The sequence below is a fragment of the Acidobacteriota bacterium genome (genome assembly GCA_016195325.1).
In the GTDB taxonomy this organism is placed as follows: Bacteria; Acidobacteriota; Polarisedimenticolia; order JACPZX01; family JACPZX01; genus JACPZX01.
The window spans coordinates 41,739-57,413 of the sequence record JACPZX010000017.1; the positions used below are offsets into that span (position 1 = coordinate 41,739).

The following is a 15,675-nucleotide window of genomic DNA, read 5'->3' on the forward strand; positions in this document are numbered from 1 at the left end:
TGTTGTCGTCCCGCGCCGGTCAGGGCGTGGGTGCGGTGCGCGCCGCCTCGAATCCTGCGACGATGTCACGGACCTGCTCGGTCGCCCGATCGCGCCCGAGCCTCCGGGCGCGGATGATCGCCTGGAGATCGCGAAGGGCGCGCTCGAGAGAGTCGTTGACCAGGCAGTAATCATAGAGCGTCCAGGCGGCGACTTCCTTGCGCGCGGCCTCGATCCGCTTCGCCATCTGATCTGGGTCATCCTGGGCGCGGCCCGCGAGGCGCTCCCTCAGCACCTGGACCCCCGGCGGCAGGACGAAGACCAGGAGCGCCTCGGGGCGGAGCCGCTTGATGCTCGCCGCCCCCTGGGTGTCGACGTCGAGCAGGACGTCCTCGCCCCGCGAGATCGGCCCGTCGACCTCGTCGACCGACGTGCCGTAGCGGCGGGAGTAGACGTCGGCCCACTCGAGGAACTGCCCTTCTGAGATCATCCCGTCGAACCGCGCGCGATCTACGAAGTGGTAGTCGACCCCCTCCGCCTCCCCGGGCCTCGGCCTGCGGGTCGTGTGCGACACGGAGAAGTGGACCCCCTGCACCTCGGAGAGCAGGCGGCGGATGAGCGTCGTCTTGCCCGCCCCCGACGGGGCGGAGACCACGAAGATGTCGCCTCTTGTCGGCACGCGTCCGTCCTATTCGATGTTCTGGGCCTGTTCGCGGATCTTCTCGACCTCGGCCTTGATGGCCAGCGTGTCGCGGCTGACGCCGAGGTCCTCGGTCTTGGAGTTGATCGTGTTCGCCTCGCGGTGCATTTCCTGAAGCAGAAAATCGAGCTTCTTGCCCGCGGGCTCCTTCGAATCTCGCAGGGTGACGAGCGCCTCGTCGACGTGGCCGGCGAGCCTGACGAGCTCCTCCGTCACGTCGGTGCGGCTCGCGAGCAGCGCGACCTCCTGCGCCAGCCTCATCGGATCGATCGTGACGCCGTGGACGAGCTCCTCGACCCTGGCCCGCAGCCTCACCGCGGTCCTCTTCGGGAGCCCCTTCGCGCGGCGATCGATCGCGTCGCGATGCTTCCGGATGCGCCTCAGGCGCTCCACGATGTCGGTCGAGAGCCGCTTCCCTTCGGCGGCGCGCGCCTGCTGGAGGGCCGCGATCGCGCGATCGAACGCCCCCTCGATCCCCTTCTGGTCCTCGGGGCTCACCGCTCCGTTCGCCGAACGGACGCTCACGGCCCCCGGGAGGGTGAGAATCGACTCGAGCCGGACCGACCCGGGGATCCCGTGCCGCTCCGAGATCTCCGCGGCGGCCTTCAGGTAGGCTCCCACCAGCGCGTGGTTGATCTCGACCGGCGGGATCTCCTCGGGGCCCGTCACGTTGACCGTCGCGTCGACGCGCCCGCGCGTCACCGAGGCCGAGAGCCTCAGCCGCAGCGGATCCTCGAGCGCCGCGAGACGGGCTGGAACCTTCACGCGCACCTCCGCGTGCCGGTGGTTCACGCTCCGAATCTCGACGCCGATGAGGCGCGATCCGACTCTGCCTTCGGCCCGGCCGAAGCCGGTCATGCTTCGAATCATGGGTGTATCGATGTCCTGGAGGATTGGGGGCCCTCGTCCGGGCCGTCCGCGACGGAACGGCCATTATGTCCGGACGCCGCCCTCGATTCAAGGCGCACGCCGGAGAGGTCAGCGGCGGGCGGGAAGGAGGCCCTGGAAGTCCTCCGGGGTCATCCGCGGTGCGGCGGCGAGCGCGAGATTCTCCTCGACGTGCCGCCGGGACTTCATCCCCACGAGCGCCGTGGCGATCCCCGGCGCCGAGCGCACCCACTGGATCGCCTTCTGCGCGAGGGACTTCCCTCCCGGGATCGCCTCGGAAAGCTGCGCGGGCATCCGGCGGATGAGGTGCCCCTGGAGGATCGAGGCGCTGGCCATCACGATCAGGTCCGCCGCGCGGGCCGCCTCGAGGAGCGGGACAGCGCCGGACGCCGACGTCTGCGTCGCCTTCAACAGGGCCTCCGGCATGGCGAGGTTGAGCGGAAGCTGAACGGCGGCGAAATGGTGCGTGCGGCATCCCGCCGCCGTCGCGGCGCGCCCCGCCGCGGCGAGGACGTCGGCCAGAGAGAGGTGGCCCGGATCCGACGGCGCGGCCCGATACCCGTCCCAGGTCGCCGTGCCGTACATCTGGAGCTTTCCGTGCGCGATTTTTCTCTCGAGAACCGTGAACGCCGCGTCGAGGCGCGCGAGGAACTGGGGCCGGCCCATGGCTCCCACCTGCGTCTCCGGGTTGTGGATGTAGTAGATGTCGATCGTCTCGAGGCCGAGGTTGGTCCGGCTCGTCTCGAACTGGTGATCGATGTACTCCGGCGCCATGCAGTGGCAGTCCGCGACGATGTCGTCGGCGCGCGCGATCCCGGGCTGGATGAACGTCCGGCTCACCCACTCCGCGGGATCCTGCGGCCACGCCCCGTCGAAGGAAATGAAGCCGCCCTTCGTGGCGACGACGAACTCGTCGCGCGCGATCTTCTTCTCGCCCACCAGGGCGGCCAGGGCGCCGCCGAGCGCCCTCTCGCTGCGCTGGAACCGGTAGTTGATCGCGCTGTCGAGGACGTTGCACCCCGCGAGGAGCGCGGCGCGCGCCGCCTCGTCGTACGCGGCGTCGTCCCGGTCGTCCGGCTCACCCAGGTAGGTCCCCATCCCGATGGACGAGAGCCAGATCCCGCGGTGCTGCGTGAAGTGATCGCCGGCCGCGGTCCGGGCGAAGCGGGTCCGATAGCGCGCGGTCCCCTCCGTGGTCGCTCGCCCTGCGATCATCCCGACATCTTACCTTCGGGACTCCGCGCGGTCGATCCCGGGGTTCGCTAGAATGACCACCGCATGGAGATTCCGGCCCACCCCATCATCGTCCACTTCCCGATCGCGCTCCTGATCCTGGGCCTCTTCCTGGACCTCGCGGCGCTCCTGATGAAGCGAGAGTGGCTCTCCCGCGCCGCGCTCGTCCTCCTCGTCGTGGGGACGCTCGCGAGCGTCGCCGCCGTGCGGAGCGGCTCGGCGCAGGCGATGGAGATCGCGCGGCCTCCGGCGCTCGACGCGGCGATCGAGGAGCACGCCGAGTCGGGGAAGCTCACGATGTTCTTCTTCCTCGCGCTCGCCGGCGCGCGCGGCGCCCTCGCGCGCTTCCGGAAGCTCACCCCCGCCCTCCACTGGGTGACCTTCGCCGCGTGGATCGTCGGCGCGCTTCTTCTCGCGAGGGCCGGGTACTTCGGCGGGATGCTCGTGTACCGGCACGGGGCCGGCGTGACGGCGGCCCCGGCTGCGCCCGGCGGCCCCGCGGCCGGGCGCGACTGAGACGATGGAAACACCTCCCCCGCCGCCGACCCGATTCCGTTTCGGCGCCTTCACGCTCTCGCCGTCGCAACGCACGCTTTCGCGCGACGGCGCCGAGATCCCGCTCATCCCGCGGTACTTCGATCTCCTCGTCCTGCTCGTCGCCCGCCGAGGCGCGGCGGTGTCCCGCGACGCGATCCTCGACGCCGCCTGGAGCGACGTCGTCGTCTCCGACGGGGCGCTGAGCCAGGCGATCCGCACCCTGCGCCGCGCGCTCGGAGACGATCCGCGCGAGCCGGCGTTCATCCGCACGCTTCCGCGACACGGGTACCGCTTCGTCCATCCGGACGTCGTGGAAGAGGCCGAGACGGGGCCCGCTCCCCGCGTCCCGGCCCGGGCGGCTCCCGCCGCGGAGACGGATCCGTTCGCCCCCGAGCTCCAGCGCCTTCTCGCCCCGACGGCCTCGACGCGCGCGGAGAGAGAGCAGGAACAGCGCGCCGCGGCGGAGGCGCTCCACTCCCTCGGCACGGCCGAAGCGCTTCGCCGGCTCGACGCCATGCGCGGCGGTCCCGGAGGTCGCGCCCTGCTTCGCGACGCGAGATGGGACGTCGTCGGCGCGGGCGCCGTGCCGATCCTCGGTTCTCCGGCGGCCGGGCGGACGATTCTCGCCCTGGTCGGGATGCGGCTCGGCCGCGCCGCCCGTCTCGCCTCGGCCCGATGGGGCGCGGCGGCGGGAGGAGGCGCCGCGTCGGGGCTCGTCGCGGGGCTGGGTGGGGCGGCGGCGATGAGGTTTTCCCCGGACTCGACCGCTTCCCAGGCCCTCCCGGTGACCCTCGCGCTCGTCGGCGCGATCGTCGGAGGTCTCGGCGCCGCGGGGGTGGGAGCCGGGCTCGCGGTCGCCGAGGCGGTCGCGCGATCGTTTCGCGGCGCCGCGCTCGCCGCGTTCGGCGCGCTCGGCGGCGGCGCCGTCGGGTTCGGCGCTCACCTCATCGGCCGCGCGACGCTCGAGGGGCTGTTCGGGCACGACCTCGCCGCCACGGGGGGGGGATTCGAGGGTCTCGTCATCGGCGGCGCGGCGGGGCTCGGCTACGCGATCTCGACGCCCCGGCCCGGAGGGGGCGGGATGGCGACGCCGCGCGGCGCAGGCCGCCTGCGCGCCGCCGCGATCACCGGCGCGTGCTGCGCGCTCGGCGGCGTGGCGCTGACGCTGGCGGGAGGGCATCTCAGCGGGACGAGCCTCGACTTCATGGCGCGCTCCTTCGACGGGTCGCAGGTCGGCATCGCCCCCCTCGCCCACCTCCTGGGCGAGCGCGACGTCGGGCCCTGGACGCGCACGGTCCTCGCCGTCTACGAGGGGTTCCTCTTCGGGGCCGGGCTGGTGCTGGGGCTCACGCGGCGTCCGAGGCTCCCCGAATAGGGTGATGACCCGGAAATCACGCCTTCCTCATCATTCGCTCAGGTCTTTCGTCGGGGCTCGCGCCATGATCCCCGCATGATGAAGCAGCCGACCGCCTGGATTCCCCCGGCCATGTCTCTCGCCGCCCTCGCCATCGTGCTCGGTCACGTGGCCATGTTCGGCATCGTCCACGAGGCCGATGAGTGCACCGCGGCCCATCTCTTCCAGATCCTCATGGCAGGTCAGGTCCCCGTCCTGGCGTTCTTCGCGCTCAAGTGGCTGTCCCGGGCGCCGGGCCAGGCGCTGCGGATGATGGCGATTCAGGCCGCCGCGGCGCTCGCCGCTTTCGCCGCCGTCTTCTTTCTCACCTAGCGTCCCATCCACGGCCCCTCGAGGCGGGATCGAGCCAGGACGGCTGACCCGGACCGGGGCCCGAATCGAAGAGGAGCCCGCATCATGAAAGGCCGCCTGACGCTCATCACCTGGATCGCCCTCGCGCTGCAAGTCACCGGATGCATTCCCCACCCCGCGACACCGCTCGCGATCGCCGCGAGGGGCGGCGACGTTCCGGAGGTGCGTCGCCTGCTGGCAGGCGGCGCCGCGCCGGACGGCCTCGACCCCGAGGGGTGGACGCCTCTCATGTGGGCGGCGCGCGCCGGGACCACGCACGCGATGGCCGCGCTGGTCGACGCGGGCGCCGCCGTCGATCGGCGCGATGGATGGATTCACGGATGGACGCCTCTCCTCCACGCGATCCACAAGGGGCAGATCGACGCCGTGCGCCTGCTTCTCGATCGGGGCGCCGACGTGAACGGCGCGTCCACCGACGGGCTGACGCCGCTGGTGGCCGCCGCCGCGGCATGCGACTGCGACGCCGGGCGCGGCGCGGGCGACATGGACGCCATCTTCTTCCTGCTCCTGGAGAGAGGGGCGATTCAGCGCGCGGACGAGGATTCCGGGAGCCGCGCGCTGACGAACGCGGTCGCGGCGGGAAGGACATCGGTCGTGAAGGCCCTCCTCGAGAGGGCGCCGGAGCTGAGGATGCGCGCCGGGCTCGAAGGACGGATCTCGCTTCTTCTCGCGAGGCTCCGCGGCAGGACCGAGATCGTCTCCCTGGTTCGGGAGCGGGGCGCGGGGAGGTGAGCGCGGGCGGCGCTCAGGCCTCGAGCTCGATGTGCCCCTTCCACCCGGCCGACGGCTCGAAGGCGAGAGTCTCCGTCCGTTTCAGCGTGAAGAGGCGCTTCCACCTCTCGACGTTGACGCGGAGGTCGACGTCGGCCGCCGCGGCGAGCGACGGGTAGAAACCGTTGCCGACGGCGTAGTTGAGGACCGGCAGCTTGCGCTCGTCGAAGCCCATCAGCCGGCAGCAGACGAGGTCCGCCGCGAGCGGGTTGGTCGAGGCGACGAGGACGCCGCCGCGCTTCGGGCTCGGGTGCATGGGCCCCTCCCTCTCGCCGGCGACGATGCCGTCGATCAGCGCAAGGTAGCGGCGCTGGGGCTCCTCCCGCATCGCGCCGTCCCGATCCGCGAAAAAGAGCACGCGGTGCAGATCGTGAACGGTCCGCCAGATCGTGTCGTTGCCGTACCATGACCCTTCGAAGAAGGGATCGGGGAGTGGGACGAGCCGGCGCGTGTAGAGGATGCCGCGGTCGAGCGTCTTGTAGAGCCTCTTCGCGAGGTGACCGTCCGCGGCCTCCATCCGATCCCTCACCGTGGAGGAGAGACGCTTCCTCAGCGAGGGGGCGAGGTACTCGTCCCCTCCTTCCGCGACCGATCCGAACGAATGGTGCGGCAGCCAGTCCTTGGATCCGTTGATCCCGACGAGGTTCTTCATCGCGGCGGTGATCCCCGCCTTGCGATGCGTCTTGAGCTTCGGGAGATTGATCAGGACGTCGGCGTCGAGGACCGTCGCGGGGAAGAGGTAGGCGTTGCGATCGGGCCCGTGGCTCTTCGACATCGTCGTCGGGTCGTACTGCGTGACGCGGTACCGCGGGCTGCGCTCCCCGAGCCCGTCGAAGCGGCTGTGGGTCCCGAGCTCGATCTCCCGGTAACCCATCGGGTCTCCGTGATTCGGGATGCGGCTGTAGATGATCCCGTCGCGCTTCTCGGATCGCTCCTTCCGGAAATCGACCGCCCGGATGTCGAAGCGCGTCCGCTCGCGCGCCGCCTCGAGCACCGCGTCCACCCCCGACAGCCTGAGGCATGTCGGGAAGTCGGCGTACTGGAGCGGCGAATCGCCGATCGTCAGCTTTCCCTGGCCGCGCAGCGCGACGAGGACGTAGTCGAGGACCGCCCTGAGGATCGACCCGTGGGTGATGAGCGATTCCGTCGTCAGCCCGTCGCCGTGGAAGTGGCGCACGAGGTTCGGCTTGATGACGACGCGATCGCCGGGCCTCACCAGCTCGCCGAGGGGGTTCCACGACGCGGTCCCGTAGCGCCCGGCGTCGAAGCCGAGCTGGAAGAAGCTCTCCCGGACGGCGGGATAGATGCGGTTGTGGACGTCGAGGCGGGCCGGCCGCGGCGCGATCTCCGGGTACGCCTCGGGGGGATCGAACGGCGCCCGGCCGGGGTACGTGGCGTCGCCGACGTCGCAGATGGAAACGGGTGTCCTGCTCAAACTTCTCGATCTCCGATGGTTCGGCGAAATCTAGCGACCGCCCCGGGAAGTGTCAAAGAGCCGCGGGCGCTCGGGCGCCGTCTCCTGCCTTCGACAGGAAATCGACGAGCGACCGGGCCGCCCGCGTGTACGCGCCCCCCTCTCCCAGCTTCGCGCGGATGCCGGCGAGATCCCTGCGGACCCCCTCCCGGAGCGCCGGATCGGCGAAGAATCTCTCGACCTCGCGCGCGATGCGCTCCGGCGTGCAGTTCTCCTGGATGCACTCCGGGACGATGCGCGCGCCGGCGACGACGTTGACCAGCCCGAAGTTCTCGATGGTCGTCAGCCGGCGGGCCACCATGGCCGTCAGCGGATGCAGGCGGTAGATGACGACCATGGGGATCTCCATCAGCGCGGCCTCCAGCGTCGCCGTCCCCGACGAGACGATGGCCGCCCGGCAGACCGAGAGCAGATCGTAGAAGGGCTCGCGGCTCAACACCGGATTCAGATCCGGAAACTCCGCGAGCGCCGATCGCGTCGTCGCGTCGTCAATCGTGGGCGCCAGGGGGATGACGATCTGCAGCTCGCGCTCGAACCGTTTGAGCCGCCGCGCCGCCCCGAGAGCGGGCGGAAGATGGCGCGAAACCTCCGAGGCGCGGCTCCCCGGAAGGATGCCCAGAGTCGGCCGCCGGGGATCGAGGCCGATCCGGAGCGCCACGTCGTCGGGCGGGCCCGACGCGCGCACCTCGTCGACGAGAGGATGGCCGACGCACTCGACCTCGAGCCCGCGGCCGCGGTACAGGTCCACCTCGAACGGAAAGACGACGAGGAGGCGGTCGATGTCCCGCGCAATCTGGTCGATCCTCCCCGCCTTCCACGCCCAGACCTGGGGGCTGATGAAGTAGAGGACGCGAGCCCCCATGGCGTGCGCCCGCGCGGCGAGCCGCAGGTTGAACCCCGGGTAGTCCACGAGGACCACGGCGTCGACCCCGCCGCGCAGCGTCTCGAGGCAGAGGGCGAACGCCCTCCGGAGCGCGGGGAGGTGCCTCAGCACCTCGAAGAGACCGACGACCGCGATCGACTCCGCGTCGAAGATCGGATCGAGGCCGGCCGCGCGCATCTCGGCGCCGCCGATGCCCACGAACTCGAGGCCCGGGTCAATCGCCGCGGCCTGCCGCATCAGTCCCGCGGCGTGGCGATCCCCCGATGTCTCGCCGGCCACGATCAGCACGCGGCGCCGCCCGGGTCCGCCGCTCATCGCGAGGCTTCCGCGGCGCGCAGGGGCCCGACGGGACGGAGCCCCTCGAACGCGGCCCGGTCGCTGGCGAGCCGCTGCGCCTCCTCGGTGCCGAGGACGAGGGCCTGTTGCAGCCTCGAGGCGGCCGACCGCATCTCGTCCTCATCCGCCGACGCCGTGACCGGAACGGGAGAGCCGTACACGAAGACGCCGCGCGAGAAGAGCTTCGGAACGACGAAGCCGTCCCACGAGCCGAGAGAGCGCGCGCCGGAGGCGGCGAACGAGACGGGGACGATCGGCAGCCCCGAGAGGCGCGCGGTGAGGACGACTCCCATCTGCACGACGTGCCTCGGCCCCCTCGGTCCGTCCGGGGTGAAGCCGATGTCCCATCCATCCTTCGCCCGCCGCACCGCCCCTCGGAGCGCGGCGGCCCCTCCCGACGTCGTCGACCCGCGGATCGCCGAGTGGCCGAACCGGGCCATCGTGCGCGCGATGTACTCCCCGTCCCGATGCTCGCTGATCAGGATCGCGATCCTCCCGCCGGGATAGGCGTACGGCATCAGCAGGAGATGGCCGTGCCAGAAGGCGTGGATGTACGGCCGGCCGCCCGCGCGGATCGACTCGAGCACCTCACCCCCGGAGCACCTCAGGCTCATCGTCGCCCGGAGGCCCCGGATGGCGAGCGATGCCGCCCGGGGCACGAGCGGCAGCATCAGCCAGCCGGGCAGCTTCAACGGGGCGCTCTCCTCCCCGACTCCCGCGGGGCGCGGGCCGATCGGGCGCCGCGCATGATAACGCAAGGGCCCTCGAGGGCCGTGCGCTTGACGATCGAGGGCGCCTCGGATTGAATGGCCCGTCCGTCATCGCGGCGCGGGGCGCCGGCGCCCGACGGCCCAGGAGAGTCCATGTCCAAGCGCGTTCTGATCACCGGCGGCGCCGGGTTCATCGGGTCGCACCTCTGCGACCACCTCATCCAGCGCGGAGACCGCGTCGTCTGCGTCGACAACCTCCTCACCGGGAGCCCCGAGAACATCGCGCACCTGATGGGGCATCCGGCCTTCGCCTTCATCAATCTGGACATCACCAACTACATCTACGTCGCCGACGGGGTGGACGCGATCCTGCACTTCGCCTCCCCCGCGAGCCCGATCGACTACATGGAGCTGCCGATCCAGACGCTCAAGGTCGGCAGCCTCGGCACCCACAAGGCGCTCGGCCTCGCGAAGGTGAAGAAGGCCCGCATCCTGATCGCGTCGACCTCCGAGGTCTACGGCGACCCGCAGGTCCATCCCCAGCAGGAATCGTACTGGGGTAACGTGAACCCGATCGGCCCGCGCGGCGTGTACGACGAGGCGAAGCGCTTCGCCGAGGCGATCACGATGGCCTACCACAGGTACCACGGCGTCGACACCGCGATCGTCCGCATCTTCAACACCTATGGGCCGCGCATGCGCATCCGCGACGGCCGCGCCATCCCGACGTTCCTCGCGCAGGCGCTCCGGGGCGAGCCGATCACCGTCTTCGGCGACGGCTCCCAGACGCGCTCGTTCTGCTACGTGTCGGATCTGGTGGGGGGCATCGTCAAGCTGCTCGACTCCGACATCCACGAGCCTGTGAACATCGGCAACCCGGTGGAGATGACGGTCCGCCAGCTCGCCGACGAAATCGTCCGGATCACGGGCAGCGCGTCGAAGATCGAGTCGCGGCCGCTCCCGGTGGACGACCCGAAGGTCCGACAGCCCGACATCACGCGGGCGCGACGGCTGCTGGGCTGGGAGCCGAAGGTCGATCTCGGCGAGGGGCTCGGTAAGACCCTGCAGGACTTCCGGGCCCGCCTGGCCCTCTGACTAGAGGGCGGCCGGCCGCCTGAGGGCGGAGGATCGCGACGTGTCGGACGAGACGCGCGACGGGTAATAGACGGCCCCATACGAGGACCGCGCGTCGCCGCGGGTGATGTCGACGTCGTTCAGCACGGCCCCCGCGATGCGGCCGCCCGCGCGCCTCAGCCCCTCGATGCCGTTCTTCACGAGGTCCCTGTCCGTCGACGCGTGCCGGATCACCAGGAGCGTGAGGTCGGCGAGCGAGGCCACGTGGACGGCGTCGACGAGCCCGACGACCGGCGGCGAGTCGATCACCACCCAGTCGAACTCGGACTTGAGGATTTTCACGAGCGCGCTGAACCTTTCGCTCGCGATGAGCTCGGGAGGGTTGGGGGGAAGCGATCCGCACGGGAGCAGCTTCAGCCCCCCCACGTCGCCGTCCCTCAGGTGGGTCCTCCACGCCGGCGCCGCCTCGCCCGCGGCGAGCACGTTGCCGAGGCCGGGGCTCGAAGGGACGGAAAAGACGGTGTGCAGCGACGGGCGCCTCAGGTCGGCGTCGACCAGGCAGACCCGATCGCCCCCGCGGGCCAGGCTGCGGGCCAGCGCGGCCGCGACCGTGGACTTCCCCTCGGCCGGCGCCGCGCTGGTGACGAGGAGCACGCGGCGATCGCCCTCCTGGCTCTCGATCTGGATCGCGAGCCGCAGCGACTGGAACGCCTCGTTCGCCGCCTCCGCCGATTCCGGGAGGTTCGTCGGAACGATGGCGAGCATCCTCAGCCCGAGCTCGCGCTCCACCATGTCGGCGGAGCGGACGGTCGCGTCGACGTACTCCAGGAAGAAGACCAGCCCGACGCCGACGCCCAGGCCCAGGAAGATCGAGAGGAGGAGATTCAGGAGCTTCTTCGGCCGCTCCGGGTGGCGCGGGACGATCGCGTGGTCGAGGACGGAGACGTTGTTGCGGATCAGGGCGGCGTTGAGATCGACCTCCTTGATGCGCCCCGTCATGAGGTCGTAGATGCGCTTCGACTCGGCCGCCTCGGTCTCGAGCATCGTGTAGCCCGAGGCCTTCTCCGAGACCGTGAGCGCCTCGTTCTTGGTCGCATCGATCGCGCCCCGGAGGTCCTTCTCGCGCTCCTGCGTGAGCGAGTAATCGGTCCGGATCGCGCTGATGATCCTCTCGGTCTCGGAGTCGATCTTCTGCTTGAGCTTGTCGAGCTCGGAGGAGATCTCCTTGACCTTGAAGTGCCCCGGCTTGTACGTGACGAGGAGCCGCTTCAGCTCGGTCTCGAGATCGATCCGCTGCTTGTTGAGATCGCGGAGGACCTGGTCCTCGGCGACCTGGGGGATGACCTGGTACGTGCCGCCGGCCTGCTCGATCTCCTTGATCTTCTGGAAGACCGCCTCGAGCTGGAGCCGGTGGAGCTGCGTCGTCGTGGCGTCCTTCTCGAGCTGCGACAGCCGCTCGTCGTAGGACTTCCGCTCGACCTCCGGGACGAAGACCTTCTGATCCCGCGCGTAGGCGAACTTCTTCGATTCGGTATCGGCGAGGCGCTTCTTCCAGGGCTCCATCTCCTGGAGCAGCGCGTCGACGGCCGCGCGCGTCGCCTGCACCGCCTGGTCCATGTTGCGCTGGACGTACGCGTCGGCCACGGCGTTGACCCACGCCGCGGTCTCCTCCCTGTCCGGGCCCTCCATCGCGAGGCGGACGACGCCCGTGTCGGCCACCGGCTCTATCTCGAGCATCTTGGCGAAGAGCCCGACCGGATCCTCGATCCCCTTGAAGCGCGGATGTTCCTTGAGCCCGAGCTGGTCGAAGGCGCGCTCGGCGACGTCGCGGCTCTTGAGGACCTCGAGCTGCGTCTTGAAGTAGCGGTCCTCGGCCGACCAGCCCATCTCCGTCGTCCCGATCTGCGAGACGTCCGCGACCGGTGCGACCTTCTGCGCGCGCGCGTGGATCTCGAGCGTCGCGGCCGCGCGGTAGATCTTCGCCTGGAGGAAGGTCCCGACCATGCCGACCGTGACGATGACGATGAACGTCGTGAGGACGGTGGTGCGCCCGCCCCAGAGGATTCTCCACGAATCCATGAGGTGGCTTCCGCGCTCGCGACCGGTCTCCTGCGTGTTCATCGGCTCCCGACGCCTCTCAGGATCTCGCCCGGACCACGACGACGTCGCCGGGCCGGAGCGCTGGATCCTGGATCTTCCTCTCCTCGATGTCCCGCAGCGTGAACGACAGTCTCTGCTGGGATCCGTTCTCCTCGTGGATCAGCTCGGCGGAGCCCGCGCCCCCGGAGGCCGCGCCGCCCGCCATGGTGATCGCCTTCGTGAGGGTCGTCCCCCGCTCGAGCGGGTAGGCTCCGGGGTTCCGCACCTCTCCGGAGACGTAGAAGACCTCGCGCGCGAGCACGTTGACGACGTCGCCCGGGCGCAGCCTCACGATGACCGAAGCCTTCTCCTCGCTGAGGAGGGAGGCCGTGGAATACCTGAGGATCTCACCCGCCGCGTCGGGGTTCGCCTCCCCGGCGCGCCGCGCGACGAGAACCGTCTCCCCCGCGGTCGCGCGGAGGCCGCCCGCCTGCGAGATGGCGTCGACGATGGTCGTCGGCCCGGTCATGTAGTACCGCCCGGGCTTCGCGACCTCGCCGATCACGTTCACCCACTGGCTCAGATACTCCCAGACCGACACGGTCACGTGCGGATCGACCAGGAAATCCTTCGCGAGGCGATCCTGAATCTCCACCGAGACCTCGTCGACACTGCGCCCCGCGGCGTGAACGTTGCCGATGAGCGGGAAGTTGATGAGGCCGACGGGACTGACCTTCGTCGTCTTGGTGAGGTCGTCGTGCCCGAAGACGGAGATCGCCAGGACGTCGTCGGCGCCGATGCGGTAGGTGTCGGCCGAGACGGTGCGCTTCGGCTCGGGGGGAATCAGGACGAGGGAGAGCTGTCCGTGGTCCCGCTCGAGCCGCACGAGCGCGTCCCCCTCCGCCGGGAAGACGATGCGCACCGACGCCCCCGCCGCATCGACGACGGGAGTGATCTCGAACGGGAGGATCGGGTCGGGCCCCGAGACGTCGGTGGGGGTGGCGCTGACCGCGCTCACCGCGCCCCTCAGGACCAGGACGAGGTCGCGCTTTTCCGGCGGCCCCTGGCGCCCGAGAGTGAAGTCCTCGAACCCGGGGCCTCCCTGGAGCGTCGCGCGCACGAGCTTCCCCTCGATGGAGACCGAGACGCCGGTGAGGGTGGGAAGCGTCACGTCGGCGAGCGCGGGAGGGAGGGCGACCGCGGCGACGAAGCCCGCGGCCGCGCGGAGCACGATCCTCCGCGACCGGACGCGGCTCGGTTGACGCAAGCGCAGTCCCTCCTCCAATCGACCCAAAAGTGTTGAAAGATTAGTGCCTTACGGGTGGACCGTCAAGGAATCCAGCCCGTCCCGCCTACTTCAACGCCCAGAGATTGGTCGTCGAGATGAGCGTGAACAGGGGGATTCTCGCCGCCCGCGACGAACGGAGCAGGCCGAGCAGGGGAACCGCCGCTCTTTTGACACCCCGCAGGTCCCCGGGGCGGACGAGATCGAAGACGTCGAGGACCTGTCGGAAGCCGGTCTCCGCGAGGGCCCGGCGAAGCCCCATGGGCGTGAAGTGGTTCCAGGCAAGCCCGTTCTCCATCACGTCGGGCCCCTTCTTGCGGAGCGCGATGCGGATCTGGGCCGCGAGAGGCAGCCACTGGTAGAAAGGGAAGTCGATCTCCGTCGAGATCGGGTACAGGCGATTGGTCGTCCCGACGAAGAGGAGGCCGCCCGGCCTCAGGACGCGGTGCGCTTCCCTTAGCGCTTCCCTCCATCCCTTCACGTGCTCCATGACCGAGTTCGCGTAGGCGACGTCGAAGGCCGCGTCGGGAAGCGGGAGGGACTCGGCGCGCGACTCGTGGAAGGTGGCCGCGATCCCCGCCTCCGCGGCCCGGCGCCGCGCGAACTCCACGAGCTCCCACGAGATCTCCACCCCCACGGCACGGTACCCCTCCCGGCTCGCGAGGGTGGTGAACCAGCCGGATCCGGATCCGATCTCGAGGAGGTCGGCGCCCGGTCCGAACTCCTTCACGCGGCGAAGGAGCGCGATCGTCTTGCGGAACTCGGCCTCGTGGTCGGCGAGCGTCAGCCCCCGTTTCTCCTCGAGGTACTCCCGGACGGTCGCGAGGGATCGGCGCGCCTCCGGCTCCGGTCGGGGCCCCTCCACGGGATCCCGCTCGTTCATTTCAGGCGCGGCCTCCGGCCGAGGAACCGCAGGCGGCGGGAGAGCTTGTCGGCGCTGAACCGGACCATCGTCAGCGGAGAGTCCATCACGAGGAGCCCCTGCACGATCTGCCCCGCGCGGACGTCATCCCCCCGGAAGAGGCGACCGGGCTGAGGTGACCTGAGGGTGGCGAGCATCCCGCGCCGGAGCGGGCCGAGCGCGTTTCTGGCGAGGGCGCGGGGCGGGATCGACCCGGGGAAGACCTTCTCGACGTACGCGAGACCGAGCGCGAAGATCGTCCTCATCCCCCAGCTCTCCGCGCGCCGCGTCGCCGCCTCCCAGTCGATCGGCACCTTCCCGCAGAGAAGGTGCAGATCGTGAAGCCACAGGAGGCGCGCGTCGAAGTAATGGTACGCGAGATGGAGGATGAGGCCGAGGAGAAGATCCTCGTTCCCCAGCCGGCGGAGCGTCCTCCCCTCGGACACGATCGTCGCCGACCGCGCCCACAGCCCCTCCTCGTCGACGCGGAACCGGATCTCCTGGCCGAGCGACCAGTGCACGTCGAACGACGCCGGCCGCGGATCCGGGGACCCGACGGAGAAGTTGAAGTAGTTCGCGAGCCAGTAGGCCTCCTCCTGCTCGGTCGGCAGCTTGTATCGGTGCTCGAGCAGGGCGGCGCGGGCGCGCGGCCAGTCGCCCCGGCGGATGAGGATGTCGACGTCGACCATCGGCCGGTGCTCGGGGGCCTCATACAGGAGCGGCGCGAGGGCCGCCCCCTTGAGCACGATGAACGGGACTCCGGCCGCGTCGAGCACGACCGACAGGCGCGAGAGGCGGTCGTAGAGGAGCGCGAGGTCGGCCCGGAGCCGGTTCCGCTCCGTCTCCAGGGCGCCCCGGAGGGCCGGGGGGACGTCGCGGCCGTTGAGGCGGTGGAGCGCCAGCGCGGTCAGCCCCGACCGCCTCAGCCCCTCCGCCATGCGGGCGGCATCGCTCGCGGCGACGTCCGGGAGCGCCTCCCCGCGGAGCAGGGATATCGCGAAGCGCGCCACATCCCCGTCCGTGTGGTGGGAATGCTCGATCATGCGGCACGCTACTTCCG

The 15,675-nt window shown here is 70.6% G+C and carries 15 protein-coding genes; 5 read left to right on the forward strand and 10 right to left on the reverse strand.

The window, feature by feature from the left end; all coding sequences use genetic code 11:
• Positions 1 to 19 precede the first annotated feature (19 nt).
• From gmk to HY049_03380, 3 genes are all read right to left on the reverse strand, one after another.
• Positions 20 to 658 carry a guanylate kinase gene (gene gmk, locus HY049_03370; GenBank protein ID MBI3447946.1) on the reverse strand — a complete coding sequence of 213 codons (639 nt, stop codon included), beginning with the start codon at positions 656 to 658 and terminating at the stop codon, positions 20 to 22.
• Positions 659 to 667: 9 nt separating this feature from the next.
• Positions 668 to 1,549 (reverse strand): YicC family protein, encoded by an 882-nt coding sequence (locus tag HY049_03375; GenBank protein ID MBI3447947.1) that lies wholly within the window; start codon positions 1,547 to 1,549, stop codon positions 668 to 670.
• A gap of 108 nt (positions 1,550 to 1,657) precedes the next feature.
• A complete protein-coding gene (locus HY049_03380) occupies positions 1,658 to 2,782 on the reverse strand; it encodes an aldo/keto reductase (protein MBI3447948.1) in 1,125 nt (374 codons plus the stop codon).
• A gap of 63 nt (positions 2,783 to 2,845) precedes the next feature.
• Between HY049_03380 and HY049_03385 the strand changes: the two genes are divergently transcribed.
• From HY049_03385 to HY049_03400, 4 genes are all read left to right on the forward strand, one after another.
• Positions 2,846 to 3,316, forward strand: coding sequence for a DUF2231 domain-containing protein (locus HY049_03385; protein MBI3447949.1), 471 nt, complete (start codon positions 2,846 to 2,848; stop codon positions 3,314 to 3,316).
• A gap of 4 nt (positions 3,317 to 3,320) precedes the next feature.
• Positions 3,321 to 4,712: a transcriptional regulator gene (locus HY049_03390; GenBank protein MBI3447950.1), complete on the forward strand. Its 1,392-nt coding sequence runs from the start codon at positions 3,321 to 3,323 to the stop codon at positions 4,710 to 4,712.
• Between the two features lie 75 nt (positions 4,713 to 4,787).
• Complete coding sequence (locus HY049_03395) at positions 4,788 to 5,063, forward strand: hypothetical protein (GenBank protein ID MBI3447951.1); 276 nt, start codon at positions 4,788 to 4,790, stop codon at positions 5,061 to 5,063.
• 84 nt (positions 5,064 to 5,147) lie between these two features.
• Complete coding sequence (locus HY049_03400; GenBank protein MBI3447952.1) at positions 5,148 to 5,834, forward strand: ankyrin repeat domain-containing protein; 687 nt, start codon at positions 5,148 to 5,150, stop codon at positions 5,832 to 5,834.
• A gap of 13 nt (positions 5,835 to 5,847) precedes the next feature.
• On the opposite strand, the gene HY049_03405 is transcribed toward HY049_03400, so the two are convergent.
• The 3 genes from HY049_03405 to HY049_03415 are packed head-to-tail and all read right to left on the reverse strand — an operon-like array spanning position 5,848 to position 9,258.
• The gene (locus HY049_03405; protein MBI3447953.1) at positions 5,848 to 7,308 is read right to left on the reverse strand and encodes a DUF362 domain-containing protein; all 1,461 of its coding nucleotides are present in this window, start codon (positions 7,306 to 7,308) and stop codon (positions 5,848 to 5,850) included.
• Between the two features lie 52 nt (positions 7,309 to 7,360).
• Entirely contained in the window at positions 7,361 to 8,545 is a 1,185-nt protein-coding gene (gene lpxB / locus HY049_03410; protein ID MBI3447954.1) for a lipid-A-disaccharide synthase, read from the reverse strand.
• Positions 8,542 to 9,258 (reverse strand): lysophospholipid acyltransferase family protein, encoded by a 717-nt coding sequence (locus HY049_03415; GenBank protein ID MBI3447955.1) that lies wholly within the window; start codon positions 9,256 to 9,258, stop codon positions 8,542 to 8,544. Before HY049_03415 ends, lpxB begins: the two co-directional genes overlap by 4 nt.
• A 171-nt stretch (positions 9,259 to 9,429) precedes the next feature.
• On the opposite strand from HY049_03415, the gene HY049_03420 reads away from it, so the two are divergent.
• The gene (locus HY049_03420) at positions 9,430 to 10,371 is read left to right on the forward strand and encodes an SDR family oxidoreductase (GenBank protein ID MBI3447956.1); all 942 of its coding nucleotides are present in this window, start codon (positions 9,430 to 9,432) and stop codon (positions 10,369 to 10,371) included.
• Here HY049_03420 and HY049_03425 read toward each other — a convergent pair whose 3' ends face one another.
• From HY049_03425 to HY049_03440, 4 genes are all read right to left on the reverse strand, one after another.
• The gene (locus tag HY049_03425) at positions 10,372 to 12,429 is read right to left on the reverse strand and encodes a polysaccharide biosynthesis tyrosine autokinase (protein ID MBI3447957.1); all 2,058 of its coding nucleotides are present in this window, start codon (positions 12,427 to 12,429) and stop codon (positions 10,372 to 10,374) included. It lies immediately after the preceding gene.
• Positions 12,430 to 12,487: 58 nt separating this feature from the next.
• Entirely contained in the window at positions 12,488 to 13,660 is a 1,173-nt protein-coding gene (locus HY049_03430; protein MBI3447958.1) for a polysaccharide biosynthesis/export family protein, read from the reverse strand.
• Between the two features lie 121 nt (positions 13,661 to 13,781).
• Positions 13,782 to 14,597 (reverse strand): class I SAM-dependent methyltransferase, encoded by an 816-nt coding sequence (locus HY049_03435; protein ID MBI3447959.1) that lies wholly within the window; start codon positions 14,595 to 14,597, stop codon positions 13,782 to 13,784.
• Complete coding sequence (locus tag HY049_03440) at positions 14,594 to 15,658, reverse strand: nucleotidyltransferase family protein (protein ID MBI3447960.1); 1,065 nt, start codon at positions 15,656 to 15,658, stop codon at positions 14,594 to 14,596. Before HY049_03440 ends, HY049_03435 begins: the two co-directional genes overlap by 4 nt.
• Positions 15,659 to 15,675 lie beyond the last annotated feature (17 nt).